The sequence below is a fragment of the Hymenobacter aquaticus genome, from assembly GCF_004765605.1.
Taxonomy (GTDB): domain Bacteria; phylum Bacteroidota; class Bacteroidia; order Cytophagales; family Hymenobacteraceae; genus Hymenobacter; species Hymenobacter aquaticus.
Map to the genome: position 1 here is coordinate 1,830,710 of NZ_SRLC01000001.1, position 15,759 is coordinate 1,846,468.

The 15,759-nt window shown below is 62.5% G+C and carries 14 protein-coding genes; 13 read left to right on the forward strand and 1 reads right to left on the reverse strand.

Annotated features, from left to right (window positions below):
• Window positions 1-59: 59 nt before the first annotated feature.
• The 7 genes from E5K00_RS07580 (at window position 60) to E5K00_RS07610 (ending at window position 6,129) form a co-directional block, all read left to right on the forward strand.
• A complete protein-coding gene (locus tag E5K00_RS07580) occupies window positions 60-695 on the forward strand; it encodes a pseudouridine synthase (RefSeq protein ID WP_135462629.1) in 636 nt (211 codons plus the stop codon).
• Window positions 696-788: 93 nt separating this feature from the next.
• The gene (locus tag E5K00_RS07585) at window positions 789-1,880 is read left to right on the forward strand and encodes a proline iminopeptidase-family hydrolase (protein WP_135462630.1); all 1,092 of its coding nucleotides are present in this window, start codon (window positions 789-791) and stop codon (window positions 1,878-1,880) included.
• Between the two features lie 47 nt (window positions 1,881-1,927).
• On the forward strand, window positions 1,928-3,085 hold the full coding sequence (locus E5K00_RS07590) for a DUF3800 domain-containing protein (protein WP_135462631.1): 1,158 nt from the start codon (window positions 1,928-1,930) through the stop codon (window positions 3,083-3,085).
• Between the two features lie 42 nt (window positions 3,086-3,127).
• The gene (locus tag E5K00_RS07595) at window positions 3,128-3,475 is read left to right on the forward strand and encodes a hypothetical protein (protein ID WP_135462632.1); all 348 of its coding nucleotides are present in this window, start codon (window positions 3,128-3,130) and stop codon (window positions 3,473-3,475) included.
• Between the two features lie 496 nt (window positions 3,476-3,971).
• Window positions 3,972-5,036 (forward strand): 23S rRNA pseudouridine(2604) synthase RluF, encoded by a 1,065-nt coding sequence (rluF, locus tag E5K00_RS07600; protein ID WP_135462633.1) that lies wholly within the window; start codon window positions 3,972-3,974, stop codon window positions 5,034-5,036.
• A 329-nt stretch (window positions 5,037-5,365) separates the two neighbouring features.
• Complete coding sequence (gene yiaA / locus E5K00_RS07605; protein WP_135462634.1) at window positions 5,366-5,791, forward strand: inner membrane protein YiaA; 426 nt, start codon at window positions 5,366-5,368, stop codon at window positions 5,789-5,791.
• A gap of 98 nt (window positions 5,792-5,889) precedes the next feature.
• Window positions 5,890-6,129 (forward strand): Kazal-type serine protease inhibitor family protein, encoded by a 240-nt coding sequence (locus E5K00_RS07610; RefSeq protein WP_135462635.1) that lies wholly within the window; start codon window positions 5,890-5,892, stop codon window positions 6,127-6,129.
• An 88-nt stretch (window positions 6,130-6,217) separates the two neighbouring features.
• Here the strand turns inward: E5K00_RS07610 and E5K00_RS07615 are convergent, their stop codons facing one another.
• A complete protein-coding gene (locus tag E5K00_RS07615; protein ID WP_135462636.1) occupies window positions 6,218-9,019 on the reverse strand; it encodes a TonB-dependent receptor in 2,802 nt (933 codons plus the stop codon).
• Between the two features lie 311 nt (window positions 9,020-9,330).
• Between E5K00_RS07615 and bioB the strand changes: the two genes are divergently transcribed.
• The 6 genes from bioB (at window position 9,331) to E5K00_RS07645 (ending at window position 15,612) form a co-directional block, all read left to right on the forward strand.
• Window positions 9,331-10,326 carry a biotin synthase BioB gene (bioB, locus tag E5K00_RS07620; protein WP_135462637.1) on the forward strand — a complete coding sequence of 332 codons (996 nt, stop codon included), beginning with the start codon at window positions 9,331-9,333 and terminating at the stop codon, window positions 10,324-10,326.
• A gap of 226 nt (window positions 10,327-10,552) precedes the next feature.
• Window positions 10,553-10,816 (forward strand): hypothetical protein, encoded by a 264-nt coding sequence (locus E5K00_RS07625; RefSeq protein WP_135462638.1) that lies wholly within the window; start codon window positions 10,553-10,555, stop codon window positions 10,814-10,816.
• Window positions 10,817-10,831: 15 nt separating this feature from the next.
• Entirely contained in the window at window positions 10,832-11,989 is a 1,158-nt protein-coding gene (locus E5K00_RS07630) for an aminotransferase class I/II-fold pyridoxal phosphate-dependent enzyme (protein WP_135462639.1), read from the forward strand.
• A 56-nt stretch (window positions 11,990-12,045) separates the two neighbouring features.
• Window positions 12,046-12,687 carry a dethiobiotin synthase gene (gene bioD / locus E5K00_RS07635; RefSeq protein ID WP_135462640.1) on the forward strand — a complete coding sequence of 214 codons (642 nt, stop codon included), beginning with the start codon at window positions 12,046-12,048 and terminating at the stop codon, window positions 12,685-12,687.
• 128 nt (window positions 12,688-12,815) lie between these two features.
• Window positions 12,816-14,135, forward strand: a complete 1,320-nt coding sequence (gene bioA, locus E5K00_RS07640; protein ID WP_135462641.1) for an adenosylmethionine--8-amino-7-oxononanoate transaminase — start codon at window positions 12,816-12,818, stop codon at window positions 14,133-14,135.
• A complete protein-coding gene (locus E5K00_RS07645; RefSeq protein ID WP_135462642.1) occupies window positions 14,128-15,612 on the forward strand; it encodes a beta-ketoacyl synthase N-terminal-like domain-containing protein in 1,485 nt (494 codons plus the stop codon). Before bioA ends, E5K00_RS07645 begins: the two co-directional genes overlap by 8 nt.
• Window positions 15,613-15,759 lie beyond the last annotated feature (147 nt).

The following is a 15,759-nucleotide window of genomic DNA, read 5'->3' on the forward strand; positions in this document are numbered from 1 at the left end:
CCCTTTTTTGGAGAGGGGCCGGGAGTGAGGCGCACCCCAGAACGAGCCGCATCGAAACCATGATTGAAAACCCCGAAGAACCCGAAATCATCCACCGCCACTTTATGGTGCATAAGCCCTGGGGCTACATGAGCCAGTTTGTGTGCGAGCTGAAAAAAAAGAAGCTCCTGGGCGCGCTTCACGACTTTCCCGCCGGCACCATGTCCATCGGCCGCCTCGACGAAGCCAGTGAGGGTCTGCTGCTGCTCACCACCAACGGCAAAGTCAGTGAGCAGATCCGGGCCAAATCGGTGGAGAAGGAGTACTACGCCCAGGTCGACGGCCTGATTACCGACGAGGCCGTGGCCCAGCTCCAGCAGGGCGTCGAAATCGGGCTGCACGGCGACAAGTACCAGACCCTGCCCTGCCGGGCTTTCCGCCTGGAAACGGCCCCCGACCTGGGCGCGCGGGGCCGCAAAATCCGCGACGAGCGGCACGGGCCCACCAGTTGGGTGTCCATCATTGTCACGGAGGGCAAATTCCGGCAGGTGCGCAAGATGACGGCCGCCGTGGGCTTTCCCACCCTGCGCCTGGTGCGGGTGCGCATCGGCAGCATCGAGCTGGGCAGCCTAGCCGCCGGCGAAGTGCGGGAAGTGGGCGGCTTTTTCGCCGCCGCGCCCGTGCCCACCGTGGTGCCCCTGCCCGAACAGGCGTAGCCGAGGCTGCTTTTGGCCGGGGCGGGAATTATGGCTAGGTTTAACAGTCGGCCTCTCACCGGCTTGTTCCACTTTTTTTCAGCCCTGCCCGCCATGCTCCCCACGTTCTTTCGCCCTGCCGCCCTGCTGCTGGCTGGCCTCAGCACCCTGGCCGCCTGCTCCCAGCAAACCGCCCAGGATACCCCGGCCTCTGCTGGCTCCGCTACCCATCAGGCGGCCGTTCCGGCCGCCTACTTCCAGAGCGCCGAAACCGGCGTGCAGGACGGCGGCGTGCGGGTTATTCCCATCACCACGCCCAAGGGCAAGTTCAACATCTGGACCAAGCGCTTCGGCCATAACCCGCGCATCAAAGTGCTGCTGCTCAACGGCGGCCCCGGCGCCACCCACGAGTACTTCGAGTGCATGGAAAGCTTCCTGCCCAAAGAAGGCATCGAGTTTATCTACTACGACCAGCTCGGCTGCGGCAACTCCGACAACCCCCGCGACACGGCCATGTGGAGCCTGCCGCGCTACGTGGAGGAAGTCGAGCAGGTGCGCCAGGCCCTGAAGCTCGATAAGGACAACTTCTACCTGCTGGGCCACAGCTGGGGCGGCATCCTGGCCGCCGAGTACGCCTTTAAGTACCAGCAGCACCTCAAGGGCCTCATCATTTCCAACATGATGATGAGTTGCCCCGACTACGGCAAGTATGCCGACCAGGTGCTGGCCAAGCAGCTGAAGCCCGAAGTGCTGGCCGAAATTCGGCAGATCGAAGCCCGCAAGGACTTCCAGAACCCGCGCTACATGGCGCTGCTCATGCCCAACTTCTACGCCGAGCACATCTGCCGCCTGCCCCTCGACCAGTGGCCTGAGCCCGTGACGCGCTCCTTCGCCAAAATGAACCAGTCGCTCTACGTCACCATGCAGGGCCCCAGCGAGTTTGGCGTGGCCGGCAAGCTCGTGAACTGGAACCGCGTGCCCGACCTGCCCCAACTCTCGGTGCCCGTGCTCAGCATCGGCGGCAAATACGACACGATGGACCCCGAGCACATGCGCATGGTAGCCCAGAAAGTGCAGCACGGCACCGCCCTGATCTGCCCCAACGGCAGCCACATGAGCTTCTACGACGACCAGCAAACCTACATGCGCGGCCTCACGAAGTGGATTCTGGGCGTGGATAAGGGCGAAGAAAAGGTGGCGCTGTAGGTGTTATTGCTTAGGAATAACTAAAAGGACTATAATTTCCCGGACCCATGAACACTCAGAACGCAAACATTTATATTGATGAATTTGGCAATACTGCGCTCAATATTGAGAAACCAGGAACATTCTCCCATTTTGTATATTGCTCGATCATAATAAACAGCAATGACAAGCTCAAAGCAGAGGAACTAAGAAAAAAGATAACAAAGGATCATAATTTAGGAAATGATATTAAATCCAAAAATATCAGCGAAAAACTATTTGATAGAAGACTGCGAATATTATCGCAACTTGTTGAAAACCTAGATTTCACTATTGATGTATTGGTTGTTGACAAGTCAAAGTTAGCAGAAGCACAAGGATTAAAACACAAACGAGTATTTTATAAATATTTTCAAAATTTTTTTGTTAAAAAGTATAACGATAAATATGAATCATTTTCAATATGGGCAGATAAAGTAGGAGAAGATTTTCAGTTTGAATTGGAAGCTTACATAAGAAACAATAGTATCTCTCCTTCACTTTTTCATCAAGATAGATTTTTCTTCATTTCTGATGATATCGGCAAGGAGAAATTGATTCAGTTCGCTGACATACTTTGTGGATCAATAGGAAAAATATTTTGCACTAGTCATACACACGCTAGAGCACAAGAAATATTTGATATTCTACACACTAGAATGAGTGTTGATTTCTTTCCATATCAATCAACAGATGATGAAATACAATTATTCAAACACAGCGAATTAGACCCTCAAATATCGGAAATAACGCTTCGCATAGCAAAAGAACACCTGAGTAGTGCAAGGCGCAAAGACAATCCTGAAGAAGCTAGAATGCTTGAATATCTAATATTAAACCATCGAGTAAATCCAAATAGACTGATACCAACGTATGATATAACTAATTACTTATCTAACTTCTCTAGCAACGCTTCAGACGAGAGAACCAGAAACATAGCAAGAAGCTTAAGATATGAAGGAGTGTTCGTTATAAGCCATTCTGGAAAATCAGGATATAAGCTAGCAAACTCATATACAGATATTACTCAACAGTTCGAGCATTACCTCAAATATGTTATTCCAATGTTAAAGAAGATAAAAATACTTAACTCAAGCATTGCTGAACAGACTTTCAATACTATCAACATCCTTGAGAAAGACAAAGCCTTTCAAGAGTTAAGACAAATGCTTTCAGGTGTAAAGTAGTATTTGGATAATCTGTTTCAGCATTTCCCCTTCCCAGCCACAATGCCCATTCCCTACCGCACCCTCTTCTTCCTCGACAACGCCACCACCAGCATCCTGGAAGTCAAGCGCCTCGACCGGCCCGACGACGCGGCCCCCGACCAGCTCTACCACTGGCTGCTCTTCGACAAAGCCGCTGGCCACCTCACCAGGCTCGACTTTCTGTCGATGCTCTCCCGGCCTCAGGCCGAGGAGCGGGAGTTTGAGCAAGGCAGCCTGCGCTTCGACCAGCACACGGGCGTCTATACCAGCGCCACCACCCGCGCCACCCAGCAGCTGGCCGCCAGCCGCCACGGCGAGCTGCCCCAGCAGCTGGCCACCGCAGTCGAAGGGTATTTGCAGAGCGTATAGCTGGCCGGCCAGCCCCAGCGGGGCGGCATAGCGGTAGAAAAACGCGCCTCAAGCGTTGCCAAAGCCCCCGCGGGGCGACACCATCGGTACTACGATTAGGTGTCGCCCCGCGGGGGCTTTTCTCGCGCAGGCCCCCAGCAGCTACCGCTATGCCGCCCCGCTGGGGCTTATTGCAAGAAACCCGAAACACCGCGCGACCAATGCAAAACACGCCGTATCCAACCCCAAACACCCTGTAAGCAAGCCGAAATACCCTGTGACCAATGCAAAACACCCCGCACCCAACTAAAGACACCCGTACCCAACCCGAAACACCCCGCACCCATTGCCTAACCCGCGCACCATGCAACCGTCGTCTGGCTCCCCCTTGCCCCGAGGACTCTGCGCATAAAGCAGATGCGGGGCCAGGGAAGTGGGGCCCACCCAGCTTCTGCGTAACTTGCAGGCCCGCCCGCCACCCCGGCCGGCGTTTTCACTCTTTGCTGCCGTTTGCCCTATGCCCAGTTCCGACACCACGCGCCTCAACAAATACATCAGTGAAAGCGGGGTCTGCTCCCGCCGCGAGGCCGACAAATTCATTGAGCAGGGCACCGTGTTCGTCAACGGCAAGCGGGCCACCATCGGCACCCAGGTCAGCAGCAAGGACAAGGTCATCGTCAACGGCAACCTCATCGAGCCCCGCGCCCCCGAAGACGCCATCTACATTGCCTTCAACAAGCCGCCGGGCATCACCAGCACCACCGAAACGAGCGTCAAGGACAACATCATCCGCTACATCAAGCACAGTGAGCGGATTTTCCCCATCGGCCGCCTCGATAAAGACTCCCAGGGCCTGATTCTGCTGACCAGTAACGGCGACATCGTCAACAAGATCCTGCGCGCCGGCAACAAGCACGAGAAGGAGTACATCGTCATGGTCGACAAGCCCATCAGCGACCAGTTTATCGAGGGCATGCGCAACGGGGTGCCCATCATGGGCATCATGACCCAGAAGTGCGAGGTGCAGAAGGAAACCAACTACATCTTCCGCATCACCCTCATCCAGGGCATGAACCGCCAGATCCGGCGCATGTGCGAGCATTTCGGCTACGAAGTCGTGCAGCTGGAGCGCATCCGGGTCATGAACATCAGCATCAAGGGCCTCGGCGTAGGCGACTGGCGCGAGCTGACCGACAAAGAGCTGGCCGGCCTGTTTGCCATGACCGAAAAGTCGTCGGGCACCAAGGAAGCCTCCCTGCCCAAGAAGCGCGTGGGCTCGCCCGCCACCAAGTGGAGCACCCGCCCCGCCCGCTTCGCCGACGACTTCGACGGTGACGCCAAACCCGCCCGCAAGCCCGCCGGGGCCAAGCCGGCCCGGCCCGGCCGCCCCACCACCGGTGGCGCCAAGCCGGTGCGCAAGCTGGCCAACGGCAAGCCCGCCTTCGGCGGCGACGACAAGCCCTTTGGCAAGCCCGGCCGCGCCACCGGCCCCGGCTCGAAGCGCAAGCCCGCCGCCAAAACCCTGAGCCGCGCCCCCAAGGGCAACGCCGGCAGCCGGGGCAGCAGCCGCGGCAAGCGCTAAAAACCGCCCCGCAACCCGGCCTGCATCCGTCACAACAGCCCAGTTCGGGGTACTACTCCCGGCCAGGCGCTTTGCCGATTTCAAAAGTCCGTTGGAGCAGTAGCTCCAACGGACTTTTGTTTTTACTAATCGGCCATCCATGCGCCCCAAAGCCACTTTCCAGGCTTACCGGGCCAGCAGGCGGGCGGCGCTGACCTTCCGTTCAAAAGTCTGATTACGCCCGATAATCCTGCCGCATCCTTTGTTGGAGCAGCAAACTTATGACTAGGTTTGAACGCCTTACCGGCCGAGTCAACCTCTTTATTGTTCTACCTGTTCCTTCTTTTGCCATGAACGCCAAACCTTCCAACGCCTTTATCGGAGCCTCCTGGGTAGCCTTGCTCGCCGGCATGGTGGCCTACAACGTGGGCCTGTGGAACGCCACGATGCCGCTCAACGAGAAAGGCTACTACTTCACCATTCTGCTCTACGGGCTGTTTGCCGCCGTATCCCTGCAAAAGACCGTCCGCGACCAGCTGGAGGGCATTCCCGTCACGAATATCTACTACGGGCTGTGCTGGTTTGCCACCCTGTCGGCCGTGCTCCTGCTGAGCGTGGGCCTGTGGAACGCCACGCTCACGCTCAGCGAAAAAGGCTTCTACGCCATGGCTTTTATGCTCAGCCTGTTTGCCGCCATTGCCGTGCAGAAAAACACCCGCGACAGTCGGTCGGGCAGCCCGGAGCCCGCGGCCCCCACCGAGCCGCCGCTGCACTAGCCCGGCGCATGTCACAATCGGAGCAACTATGACCTGGTATTCTATATTCAAACTTCCTTTTATTGCCGCCTCACTTCATTTATTTCACCTCACCTATCATGAAAAAGTTAGCCGTTCTTGCTTTCCTCGCTTTCGCCGGTGCTTCCTGCTCGAAAGAAAACGCCAAACCCGCCCCCGCCAAAGCCCAGGCCAGCTCCTCCGACGTGCGCGACTCGTACAACTGTCCGGACGTGTACGACCCGGTGTGTGCCAATGGCGTAACGTACCCCAACGCCTGCCAGGCCAGCCGCGCCGGCGTCACCAGCTACACGAAAGGAGCCTGCGGCGGCGACATCTAAGCGTCTTGCCCCTACCTGCATCAGCACAAACGGCCCGCGTCAGACTGACGCGGGCCGTTTCTGTGTGTGGCTGAAAAGGCGCGGGTATTTACTTCACGTTGACCAGCAGGCCCAGGTAGGCCAGCCGCCCCAGCTGGGGGCCGCCGATAATCTGGATGTTGTTGGCGTCAAACAGGTTGGACACCCCGGCCTGCAGCGTGGTAGCCAGCTTGGGCACGGTGTAGCCCAGGTAGGCATCGGTGGTGCGGTAGGTGCGCACCTGGCCCGTCGCCAGGGGCAGCTCCTGCTGGTGGCCTTCCACCCAGCGGTAGTTCACCGAGTAGCTCAGGTTGCGCAGCACGGTGCCGCTGGCGTTGAGGTTGAACTTGTGCTTGGGCGTGTTGAAGAACGTGCGGAAGCCCGCGGGCAGGTTGCTGCGGTCCAGCACGTTGAGCGAGTAGTTACCGCCCACGTTCAGAGCCTTGTGCAGGTAGTAGGTGATGCCCACCGTGGCGCCCTGGGTGCGCACTTCCTGGCTGTTGTTGTAGGAAGCGAAGATAATGCGCGCCGGCGTGGCTTTGGCGTCGGTGAAGCCCGAGGCCAGCCCGGCGTTTACCTGCTGGAACGTGGGGCGCGTGCCGTCCACGTTGCCCACGAAGGCCGAGCCCCCGATGAAGTCGTTGTAGCGCGAGCGGAAGTAGCTGGCATCCACGTACACGTTGGGCAGAATGGCGCCCTTGTAGCCCACCTCGGTCGTCGTCACGCGCTCCAGCTTCAGCTTGTTCAGCGTCAGCTCGTAGCCGGCCAGCGACGTGCCGGGCACGTAGCTTTTACCGTTGGCATCGGTGAAGCTGTAGCCCTGGAAGCCGCCAAGGTTGCCGAGCAGGATAAACGTGCCCACGTCGGAGCGCAGGTACTGGTCGGTTTGCGAGGGGCTGCGGAAAGCCTGGCCGAAGGAAGCGCGGAAGTTGTGCTGCTTGTCTTTGCCAAACGAATACACGGCCGACGCCCGGGGCGAAAACGAGGGGTCGAAGTTCTTGAAGAAGTCGACGCGGCCGGCCAGGGCCAGCTTCAGGTGCTCCTGTAGCAGGGTCTGGGTCAGCTGGCCGTAGGCGCCGTACTCGTGGTTTTCGAGGCGCTTGCCGTCGGTATCCGCGAACAGCTTGCCGCCCGAGCCCAGGCGGTACTGGCGGTAGGCGCCCCCCAGCACCAGGTCGGTGCCGGCGTCGGAAAGGCGGAAGCTGCGCTGGGCGCTGATGTCGTTGAGGAAGGAGTTGAAGTTCTGCTGCGCGCCCCGGCCGGGCTGGTCGTCGCCGGTGATTTTCTCGCGCAGCGTGGCATAGCGGGCATCCGAGCTTTTCAGCTGCACGGCATCGGCCGCCGCTTTGGCCGCCGCCTGGGCCTCGGCCACGCCCAGCTTAAACTCGTCGCGCGCCTTGGTGTAGGCCTGATTGAAGGTGTAGAAGTATAGCTGCTTGTAGCTGGTGGGGCCGCCTTCCGTGGTGGGCGAGTTCTGGAGCAGGGCGCTGAGCTGGGTCAGCTCGTAGCTGCTGCCGGTGAAGTCCTCGGTGGAATAGGCCCGGATAAAGCCCTTGGAGCTTTTCAGCTCGGCCCGGTACTGGTTGGTGCCCAGGCCCTTGATGCGGAACCGGCTCTGGTTTTGGTAGGTGGCCGTGCCCACCCCGCGCTTGGCTTCCAGGGTCAGCTTCAGGTCATCCTTAATCAGGTACGACAAGGCACCCTGCACGCGGTAGGACTTGGTTTTCTGGTCGGGCCCAATCAGCTCCTGCTCCGTGAAGCCGGGCATGTACACCGTCTTGCCGTACAGGTCGGGGTGCACCTTGAACTCGGCCGAGTTCGGCGTAGCGGGCCGGTTCTGGTAGGGCGAGTACACGTTGCTGATTTCCCCGTAGCGGTTGACGGCGTCGTAGCCGAGGCTGGAGCCTTCGGGGTTCTGTGAGAAGCTGGCCGCCTCGTAGTTCTGGGCCAGCCAGTCCTGGGCCTGGAACCCGCTGGCGTTGAGCTTGAGGGCCAGCTTGTCGGTGAGCTTCTTGGCGTAGCGCAGCTGCCCGTCCAGCAAATTGCGCTGCCCCCCGCGCACGCGCACGCTCAGCCCCTCGTACACGAACGGGTCCTTGCTGTTAAACAAGACCACCCCGCTCAGCGCGTTGGCCCCGTACAGGGCCGAGGCCGGCCCGTGCAGCAGCTCGATGCTCTCCAAATCCAGCTCGGGCAGGCCCACCAGGTTGCCCGGGCTCAGGTTCAGGCTCGGCAGGGCCGTGTCCATGTAGTCGACCAGCTGCATGACCCGCTCGCTCTTGGCCGTGTTGAAGCCCCGCGTGCTCACGCTGGTAAAGAGCATCGAGGCCGAGTTTACGTCCACGCCCGGCAGCTGGCCCAGGCCGGCCAGCACCTCCGGCGTGCTAAAGCGCTCCAGCTGCCGCGTCGATACCTTGTCAATGGTAACCGGGGCCCGCAGGATGTTTTCCTCTACCCGCGAGGCCGATACTACGGTTTCGTTCAGCAGCGTGGAACTGGGAGCCAGCACGACGCTGAGCAGGTTATCGGATTTATTCAGCTGCACGAGCTGGGTTTCGTAGCCAACGTAGGCCACCAGAATTTCCACCGCGCCGTTGTCGAACGGCACGTTCAGGCTGAACTTGCCCAGCTGGTCGGTGCTGGTGCCGATGAAAGTGCCCTTGAGGAAAATGGTAGCGCCCGGCAGCGGCTCGCCGGTGTTGGTGAGCACCGTGCCGCCGATAGTAGCCTCGGCCGGATCGGGGGCCGGGGCCACGGTTTTGCGCTTGGTTTTGGTGAGCAAAGGCTGGTCGCCACCACTGGTGGGGGCGGCCGCCAACGGGGCCGCCTGGAGTAGCGAGGCGGCCAGCAGGACCGGATAAATTTGTTGCATTAGGAGAAAAGTATGGTAGGTCGGAAAGCACAAACCTAGTCCCGCGCGCGGCCGGGTATCAGCCTTTTGTGCGAACGGCGCACTCCGCTGGCTGAATACCACCGGCCACTGGCTGAGCGACGCCCGCTCTGGGCCGCCCCCGCCGCGCCGCAAGCCGGCCGCCCAGCCCGGTTTGGCTTGCTAAAACCCCGCTCCGGCGCAGATAACCGGCTTCTCGCGTAACTTGCGGCCCTTAGCCTTGTTTCACCCGTGCCCCGGCTTACCCGCCGGCCCCGGTTTTCCCTATCCTACCCATCCCGAACGCCCTGCCCATGCTCCGTACCGACTGGACCCTTGACGAAGTAAAAGCCATTTATAACCAACCCGTTCTGGAGCTGGTAGCCCAGGCCGCCGCGGTGCACCAGCAGCACCAGGCCACCGGTGAAGTGCAGGTCTGCACCCTGCTGAGCGTGAAAACCGGCGGCTGCCCCGAGGACTGCGCCTACTGCCCCCAGGCGGCCCGCTACCACACCGGCGTGCAGGCCCACAAGCTGCTGCCCGACGCCGAAGTCATTGCCGCCGCCCAGCGGGCCAAGGATTCGGGCTCGACCCGCTTTTGCATGGGTGCCGCCTGGCGCGAAATCCGCGACAACCGCGACTTCGACCGGGTATTGGGCATGGTTGAGCAGGTAAACGAGCTGGGCCTGGAGGTGTGCTGCACCTTGGGCATGCTCAACGAGTACCAGGCCGAGCGCCTCAAGCAGGCCGGCCTCTACGCCTACAACCACAACCTGGACACCAGCGCCGAGCACTACTCCGAAATCATCACCACCCGCACCTACGACGACCGGCTCAACACGCTGGAGCACGTGCGCAAAGCCGGTATTTCGGTGTGCTCGGGCGGCATCATCGGCCTGGGCGAAACCGACGAGGACCGCATTGCCATGCTGCACACCCTGGCTACGCTGCCCGCCCACCCCGAGAGCGTGCCGGTGAATGCCCTGGTGCCGGTGGAAGGCACGCCCCTGGCCGACCAGCCCCGCGTCAGCGTCTGGGAAATGCTGCGCATGATTGGCACGGCCCGCATCCTGATGCCCGGCACGATGGTCCGCCTCTCGGCCGGCCGCCAGGAAATGCCGGTGAGCGAGCAGGCGCTGTGCTTTTTGGCCGGTGCCAACTCCATCTTCTCGGGCGAAAAGCTGCTGACCACGCCCAACCCCGACTTCGACGCCGACCGCCAGATGTTCGATTTGCTCGGCCTCAAGCCCCGCAAAGCCTTCAAGGACGTGCCCGAAGGCGCTACCGTGCTGGGCAAAGAGCTGGCGTAGCGCATTGCTTTTTAGAAAAGAACGTCATTCCGAGTGTAGCGAAGCGAAGCCGAGGAATCTCGCGGGCAATGGTATATCTCAGGCTTGATCTGACGACTGCAAAGCCGAAGCATCTCTACCGCTTCGTTGCCTTGCAAGTGGATTACCATTGCCCGCGAGATGCTTCGGCTCCGCCGCTGCATGACGGCCTTCTTATCCTCCTCTTACCTTCTACTTACCCTTCCCAATGACCATATCCTTCGATCTGAACCTGGACCACGCCTACGCCGAATCCCTGCGCCAGCAGCACGAGCCGGGCAAAGCCCAGGAGCTGATTTCCGACCTGGAAGACCAGATTGGCTCGGCCCTGAACCTGGTGGTGCAGCGCCACGGGGTGCTGCCCGCCGTCGGCGACCGGGTCGAGGTCGACTTTGAGTGGGTGGAAATTACGGCCCGCACGTTCGGCCAGGACGGCACCGTGTGGCTGTCGGCCAACCGGTTTACGGTCTAACCGCCAGCTCCCGCGGTGACGCCCGTTCCTTCTTCGCCCCTGCTCACGCGCCTGGCTCAGCACCTGGGCCAGCGCGCGGCCGAGGGCACCCGGCGGCAGCTGTCGGTAGCGGCGCCCGGCCTGGTCGACTTCAGCTCGAACGACTACCTGGGGCTGGCCCGCTCCGGGGCGTTGCAGGCGGCCCTGCGCCGGCACCTTACGGATGAAAACCCGCTGGCCGGCAGCACCGGCAGCCGCCTGCTGACCGGCAACTCGGCCGCCGCCGAGGCGCTGGAAACGCACCTGGCCGCCTTTCACCGGGCCGAAGCCGCGCTACTCTTCAACTCGGGCTACTCGGCCAACCTGGGCTTCTTCCAGGCCGTACCCCGGCGCGGCGACACCATCCTTTACGACGCGACCAGCCACGCCTCGGTGAAAGACGGCATCCGCAGCAGCTTTGCCGGCAGCTACAGCTTTCGCCACAACGATTTGCAGGACCTGGAGAAGCGCCTAGCGCGGGCCACGGGAGAGGTTTTCGTGGCCGTGGAAGCCCTGTACTCGATGGACGGCGACCAGGCCCCGCTGCGGGAGTTGGCGGCCTTCTGCCAGGCGCGCGGGCTGCATCTGGTGGTCGATGAGGCCCACACCAACGGTATTTACGGCCCCCATGGGGAAGGCTTAGTGGTGGCGCTGGGCCTCGAAAACCAGGTTCTGGCCCGCATCGTCACCTTCGGCAAGGCCCTGGGCAGCCAGGGCGCGGCCGTAGTGGGCCCAATGGTGCTGCGCGAGTTTCTGCTCAATACCAGCCGGCCCTTTATGTTTACCACGGCCCTGCCCCCGCTGTCCATTGCCGCCCTGCAAGCCGCCTACGACCTGCTGCCCACGCTCCAGGCCGAGCGGCAGCAGCTGTTTGCGTTGTCGGCGCTGCTCAAAGCCCGGCTGGCCGACGTGCCGGGCGTGCGGGTCGGGGCCGACAGCCACGTTATTCACCCCCTCTTTCTCGACCAGCCCAGCCCCCAGCGGGTGCGCGCGGTGGCGGCGGCCGTGCAGCAGGCCGGCTTCGATTTGCGGCCCATCGTGGCCCCCACCGTGCCCGCCGGCACCGAGCGGCTGCGCCTGATTCTGCACAGCTACAACACGGAAACGGAGCTGGCTGCGCTGGCCGCCACGCTCCGCGCCCTGGGTTCCTTCTGATTTTTGCCCGGCCCCCGGCAAACAACCGGCGCGGGCCGTTGGTATTCCCTTTCCCTATGCGTACTTCTTCTTCGCGCCCCGAGCGGCTTTTCGTCACCGGCATCGGCACCGACGTGGGTAAAACCCTGATAGCCGCCATTCTCACCGAGGCCCTGCAAGCCGACTACTGGAAGCCCGTGCAGGCCGGCCTGGAGCCCACCACCGACACAGCCACGGTACGCCGCCTGGTCAGCAACCCGCACTCGGTGTTTCACCCCGAAGCCTACCGCCTGCAGCTACCCGCCTCGCCCCACCTGGCCGCCGCCCGGGAGCAGGTCACCATTCAGGCCGACGCTTTTCAGCTGCCCGCCACCGCCAACCACCTGGTAGTCGAAGGCGCGGGCGGCCTGCTCGTGCCCCTGGCCCCGGGTCTGCTGCTGGCCGACGTAATTGCGCCCCTGGGCCTGGAAGTCGTCGTCGTCTCGCGCCACTACCTGGGCAGCATCAACCACACCCTGCTCACCCTCGAAGCCCTACAGCGGCGCAACATCCCGGTGCGCGGCCTGGTGTTCAACGGCGCGCCCACCCCCGCCACCGAAGACTTCATCACCCAGCACACCGGCGTACCCATCCTGCCCCGCCTACAGCCCGAAACCGACGTAACGGCCGCCACCATCAGCCGCTACGCCCCCGCCTTCCGCCAGTGGTTCGGCCTCTAGCGTACAGCCGAACACTGCGAACCTCTGCGCCAACCTCTGCGTCCTCTGCGGGCTAAAAACACCCGAACGAACCTTCCGGGCTAAAAACACCCAAACGACAATCAAGGCCAAACCCCGAACGAAACCACATGAGCCTCGCCACCCGTGACCATGCCGTGCTCTGGCACCCCTACACCCAGATGCAGACCGCGCCCCTGCCGATTGCCATTACCCGGGGCGAACAGTCGTGGCTGATTGCCGAGGACGGCACCCGCTACCTCGACGGTATTTCCTCCTGGTGGGTGAACCTGCACGGCCACAGCCACCCCCACATTGCGGCCCGGGTCGCGGAGCAGCTCCATACCCTGGAGCACGTGCTGTTTGCCGGCTTCACCCACCCCGCCGCCGTGGAGCTGGCCGAGCAACTGCTGGAAATTCTGCCCTCGAACCAGGCCCGGGTGTTTTACTCCGACAACGGCTCGACGGCGGTGGAAGTGGCCCTGAAAATGGTGCTCCAGTACTTCCACAACCTGGGCCAGCCCGAGCGCCGCACCTTCCTCTGCTTCCAGAACTCCTACCACGGCGACACCTTCGGGGCCATGGCCGTCAGCAGCCGCGGGGCCTTCACCCAGCCGTTCTGGCCCTTGCTCTTCGACGTGGAATTTCTCGACGTGCCCACCCCCGGCCACGAAGCCCAGACCCTGGCCCAGCTCGACACCTTGTTGCAGCGCCCCGACGTGGCCGGCTTCATCTTCGAGCCCCTGGTGCTGGGCACCGCCGGCATGGTGATGTACGAGCCCGAAATCCTGAGTGAGATGCTGCGCCGCTGCCACCAGCGCGGCGTGCTGGCCATTGCCGATGAGGTCATGACCGGCTTCGGGCGCACCGGGCCGCTGTTTGCCAGTGAGCTGCTGAGCGAGCAGCCCGACATCATGTGCTTTTCCAAGGGCCTCACCGGCGGCACCCTGGCCATGGGCCTGACCACCTGCGCGGCCCCCATCTACGCGGCCTTTCTGAGCCAGGACAAGATGCGCGCCCTTTTCCACGGCCACTCCTACACCGCCAACCCCGTGGCCTGCGCCGCCGCCCTGGCCAGCCTGGAGCTGACCCGGGCCGCACTCTGCACCGAGCAGCGCCAGCGCATCGAAGCCGCCCACGCCGCTTTCCACCGCGAAATAGAAGGCCAGCCCGGCATCCGGGCCGTGCGCCACCGGGGCACCATCCTGGCCGTGGAGTACGACCCGGGCGAGGGCACCAGCTACTTCAGCCGCCTGCGCGACGCCTTCTACCAGCTCGCCCTCGACCACCACGTGGTGCTGCGCCCCCTGGGCAACGTGGTGTATCTGCTGCCGCCCTACTGCACCACCGATGCGGAGCTGGACTTGCTCTACACCGTGCTGCGCCGCATGCGGGAGCTGGTGCTCGACTTCACCCCCGCCCCCAACCTGCCCGAAATCCTGCATGACTAACCCCGCCGACTCCCTGATCCTCATTCGTGGCCGGGGCCGGGTGTCGGCCTTGGGTTCGGCGCTGGACACCGCGGCGCCGCCCCTGTCGGCGTTCCAGATGCGGGAGCTGCCGGGCCGCGCCGTGGCCGTGGGCAGCGTGCCGCCCGCCGTAGAGGAAGCCCTCCAGCACCTGCGCCGCACCCACGCCCCCTACCGCCAGCTCGACCGAACCGTGCTGCTGGCCCTGCTGGCCGCCCGCCAGGCCACCGCCCAGGCCGGCTGGCTCCCGCAACCCGCCAGCCTTCCCCCGCACGACGCCAGACACCTCCCGCACGACGACAGACATCTCCCGCACGACGCCAGTCATCTCCCGCACGACGACAGACATCTCCCGCACGATGCCAGCCTTCTCCCGCACGACGCCAGACAGCTCCCGCAACCCGACAGATACCTCCCGCAACCCGACAGATACCTCCCGCACGACGCCAGACACCTCCCGCAAGGTGACAGCAAGTCGCCGCACCTAACAACTGACAACCAACAACTAACAACTAACAACCAACACCCAACAACTACCCTCGCCGTCAGCATCGGCTCCTCGCGCGGGGCGACGGGCCGGCTGGAGCAGTTTCACGAGGAATTTCTGAGCGAAGGCGCGGTTTCTACCGCCGCCTCGCCGCTGACCACCCTGGGCAACGTCGCCAGCTGGGTAGCCTACGACGCGGGCAGCACCGGGGGGGCCACGCTCAGCCACTCCAGCACCTGTAGCAGCGCGTTTCAGGCTTTGGGCAACGCTCTGGCCTGGCTCCGCGCCGGCATGGCCGAGCGGTTTCTGGCCGGCGGCACCGAGGCCCCGCTCACGCCCTTCACCCTGGCTCAGATGCAGGCCCTGGGCATCTACTCGCCCTTTTCGGCCACCGAGTTTCCCTGCCGCCCCGGTGCCGGCCGGCCCTCCACCTTCGTGCTGGGCGAAGGCGCGGCCGTGTTTGCCCTGGAGAAAATCAGCCGCGAAGCTTTGGCTGCCGAGCAAGCCGGCCAACCCACGCCCGCGCCCGTTTTCGTCCTCGAAGGCGTGGGCTTCGGCTTCGAAGCCATCGGCAGCAAAACCGGCCTTTCCCCCGACGGCCAGCACTTCCAGACCGCCATGCGCGCGGCCCTGCGCCAGGCCGGCACCACGTCAGATACCGTGGATGCCGTGGTGCTGCACAGCCCCGGCACCCCCGCCGGCGACGCGGCCGAGCGGCGGGCCCTGCGCGCCGTGTTCGGCGAGAATCTTCCCGATTTGGTGTCCAACAAATGGCAGCTGGGCCACACCCTGGGCGCCTCGGCCGCCCTCAGCCTGGACTTTGCCTGCGAGATTCTGACCACCCAACGCTGGCCCGCCCCGCCCTTCGCCACTGACCTCACGCCCGCCCCCACCCGCCCCATCCGGCGGATCCTCATCAACGCGGCGGGCTTCGGAGGCAACGCGGCCAGCGCCCTGGTGTCTGTGGGGTAAGGTTGGCTGTTTCGTTGGCTTCGTTGTTTATACTGTCATCCTGAGCAAAGCGAAGGACCTTATTACGTCAGAACAAGTCGTGCAAACGTGATAAGGTGCTTCGCTTTGCGGACGTTAGATAAAGGATGACAGACGAAAAATGCAGCA

What these genes read in the sequence shown, in the direction of transcription:
- E5K00_RS07580 (WP_135462629.1), top strand. Translation starts at nt 60, where the DNA reads ATGATTGAAAACCCCGAAGAACCCGAAATCATCCACCGCCACTTTATG.
- E5K00_RS07585 (WP_135462630.1), top strand. Translation starts at nt 789, where the DNA reads ATGCTCCCCACGTTCTTTCGCCCTGCCGCCCTGCTGCTGGCTGGCCTC.
- E5K00_RS07590 (WP_135462631.1), top strand. Translation starts at nt 1,928, where the DNA reads ATGAACACTCAGAACGCAAACATTTATATTGATGAATTTGGCAATACT.
- E5K00_RS07595 (WP_135462632.1), top strand. Translation starts at nt 3,128, where the DNA reads ATGCCCATTCCCTACCGCACCCTCTTCTTCCTCGACAACGCCACCACC.
- rluF (WP_135462633.1), top strand. Translation starts at nt 3,972, where the DNA reads ATGCCCAGTTCCGACACCACGCGCCTCAACAAATACATCAGTGAAAGC.
- yiaA (WP_135462634.1), top strand. Translation starts at nt 5,366, where the DNA reads ATGAACGCCAAACCTTCCAACGCCTTTATCGGAGCCTCCTGGGTAGCC.
- E5K00_RS07610 (WP_135462635.1), top strand. Translation starts at nt 5,890, where the DNA reads ATGAAAAAGTTAGCCGTTCTTGCTTTCCTCGCTTTCGCCGGTGCTTCC.
- E5K00_RS07615 (WP_135462636.1), bottom strand. Translation starts at nt 9,019, where the DNA reads ATGCAACAAATTTATCCGGTCCTGCTGGCCGCCTCGCTACTCCAGGCG.
- bioB (WP_135462637.1), top strand. Translation starts at nt 9,331, where the DNA reads ATGCTCCGTACCGACTGGACCCTTGACGAAGTAAAAGCCATTTATAAC.
- E5K00_RS07625 (WP_135462638.1), top strand. Translation starts at nt 10,553, where the DNA reads ATGACCATATCCTTCGATCTGAACCTGGACCACGCCTACGCCGAATCC.
- bioD (WP_135462640.1), top strand. Translation starts at nt 12,046, where the DNA reads ATGCGTACTTCTTCTTCGCGCCCCGAGCGGCTTTTCGTCACCGGCATC.
- bioA (WP_135462641.1), top strand. Translation starts at nt 12,816, where the DNA reads ATGAGCCTCGCCACCCGTGACCATGCCGTGCTCTGGCACCCCTACACC.
- E5K00_RS07645 (WP_135462642.1), top strand. Translation starts at nt 14,128, where the DNA reads ATGACTAACCCCGCCGACTCCCTGATCCTCATTCGTGGCCGGGGCCGG.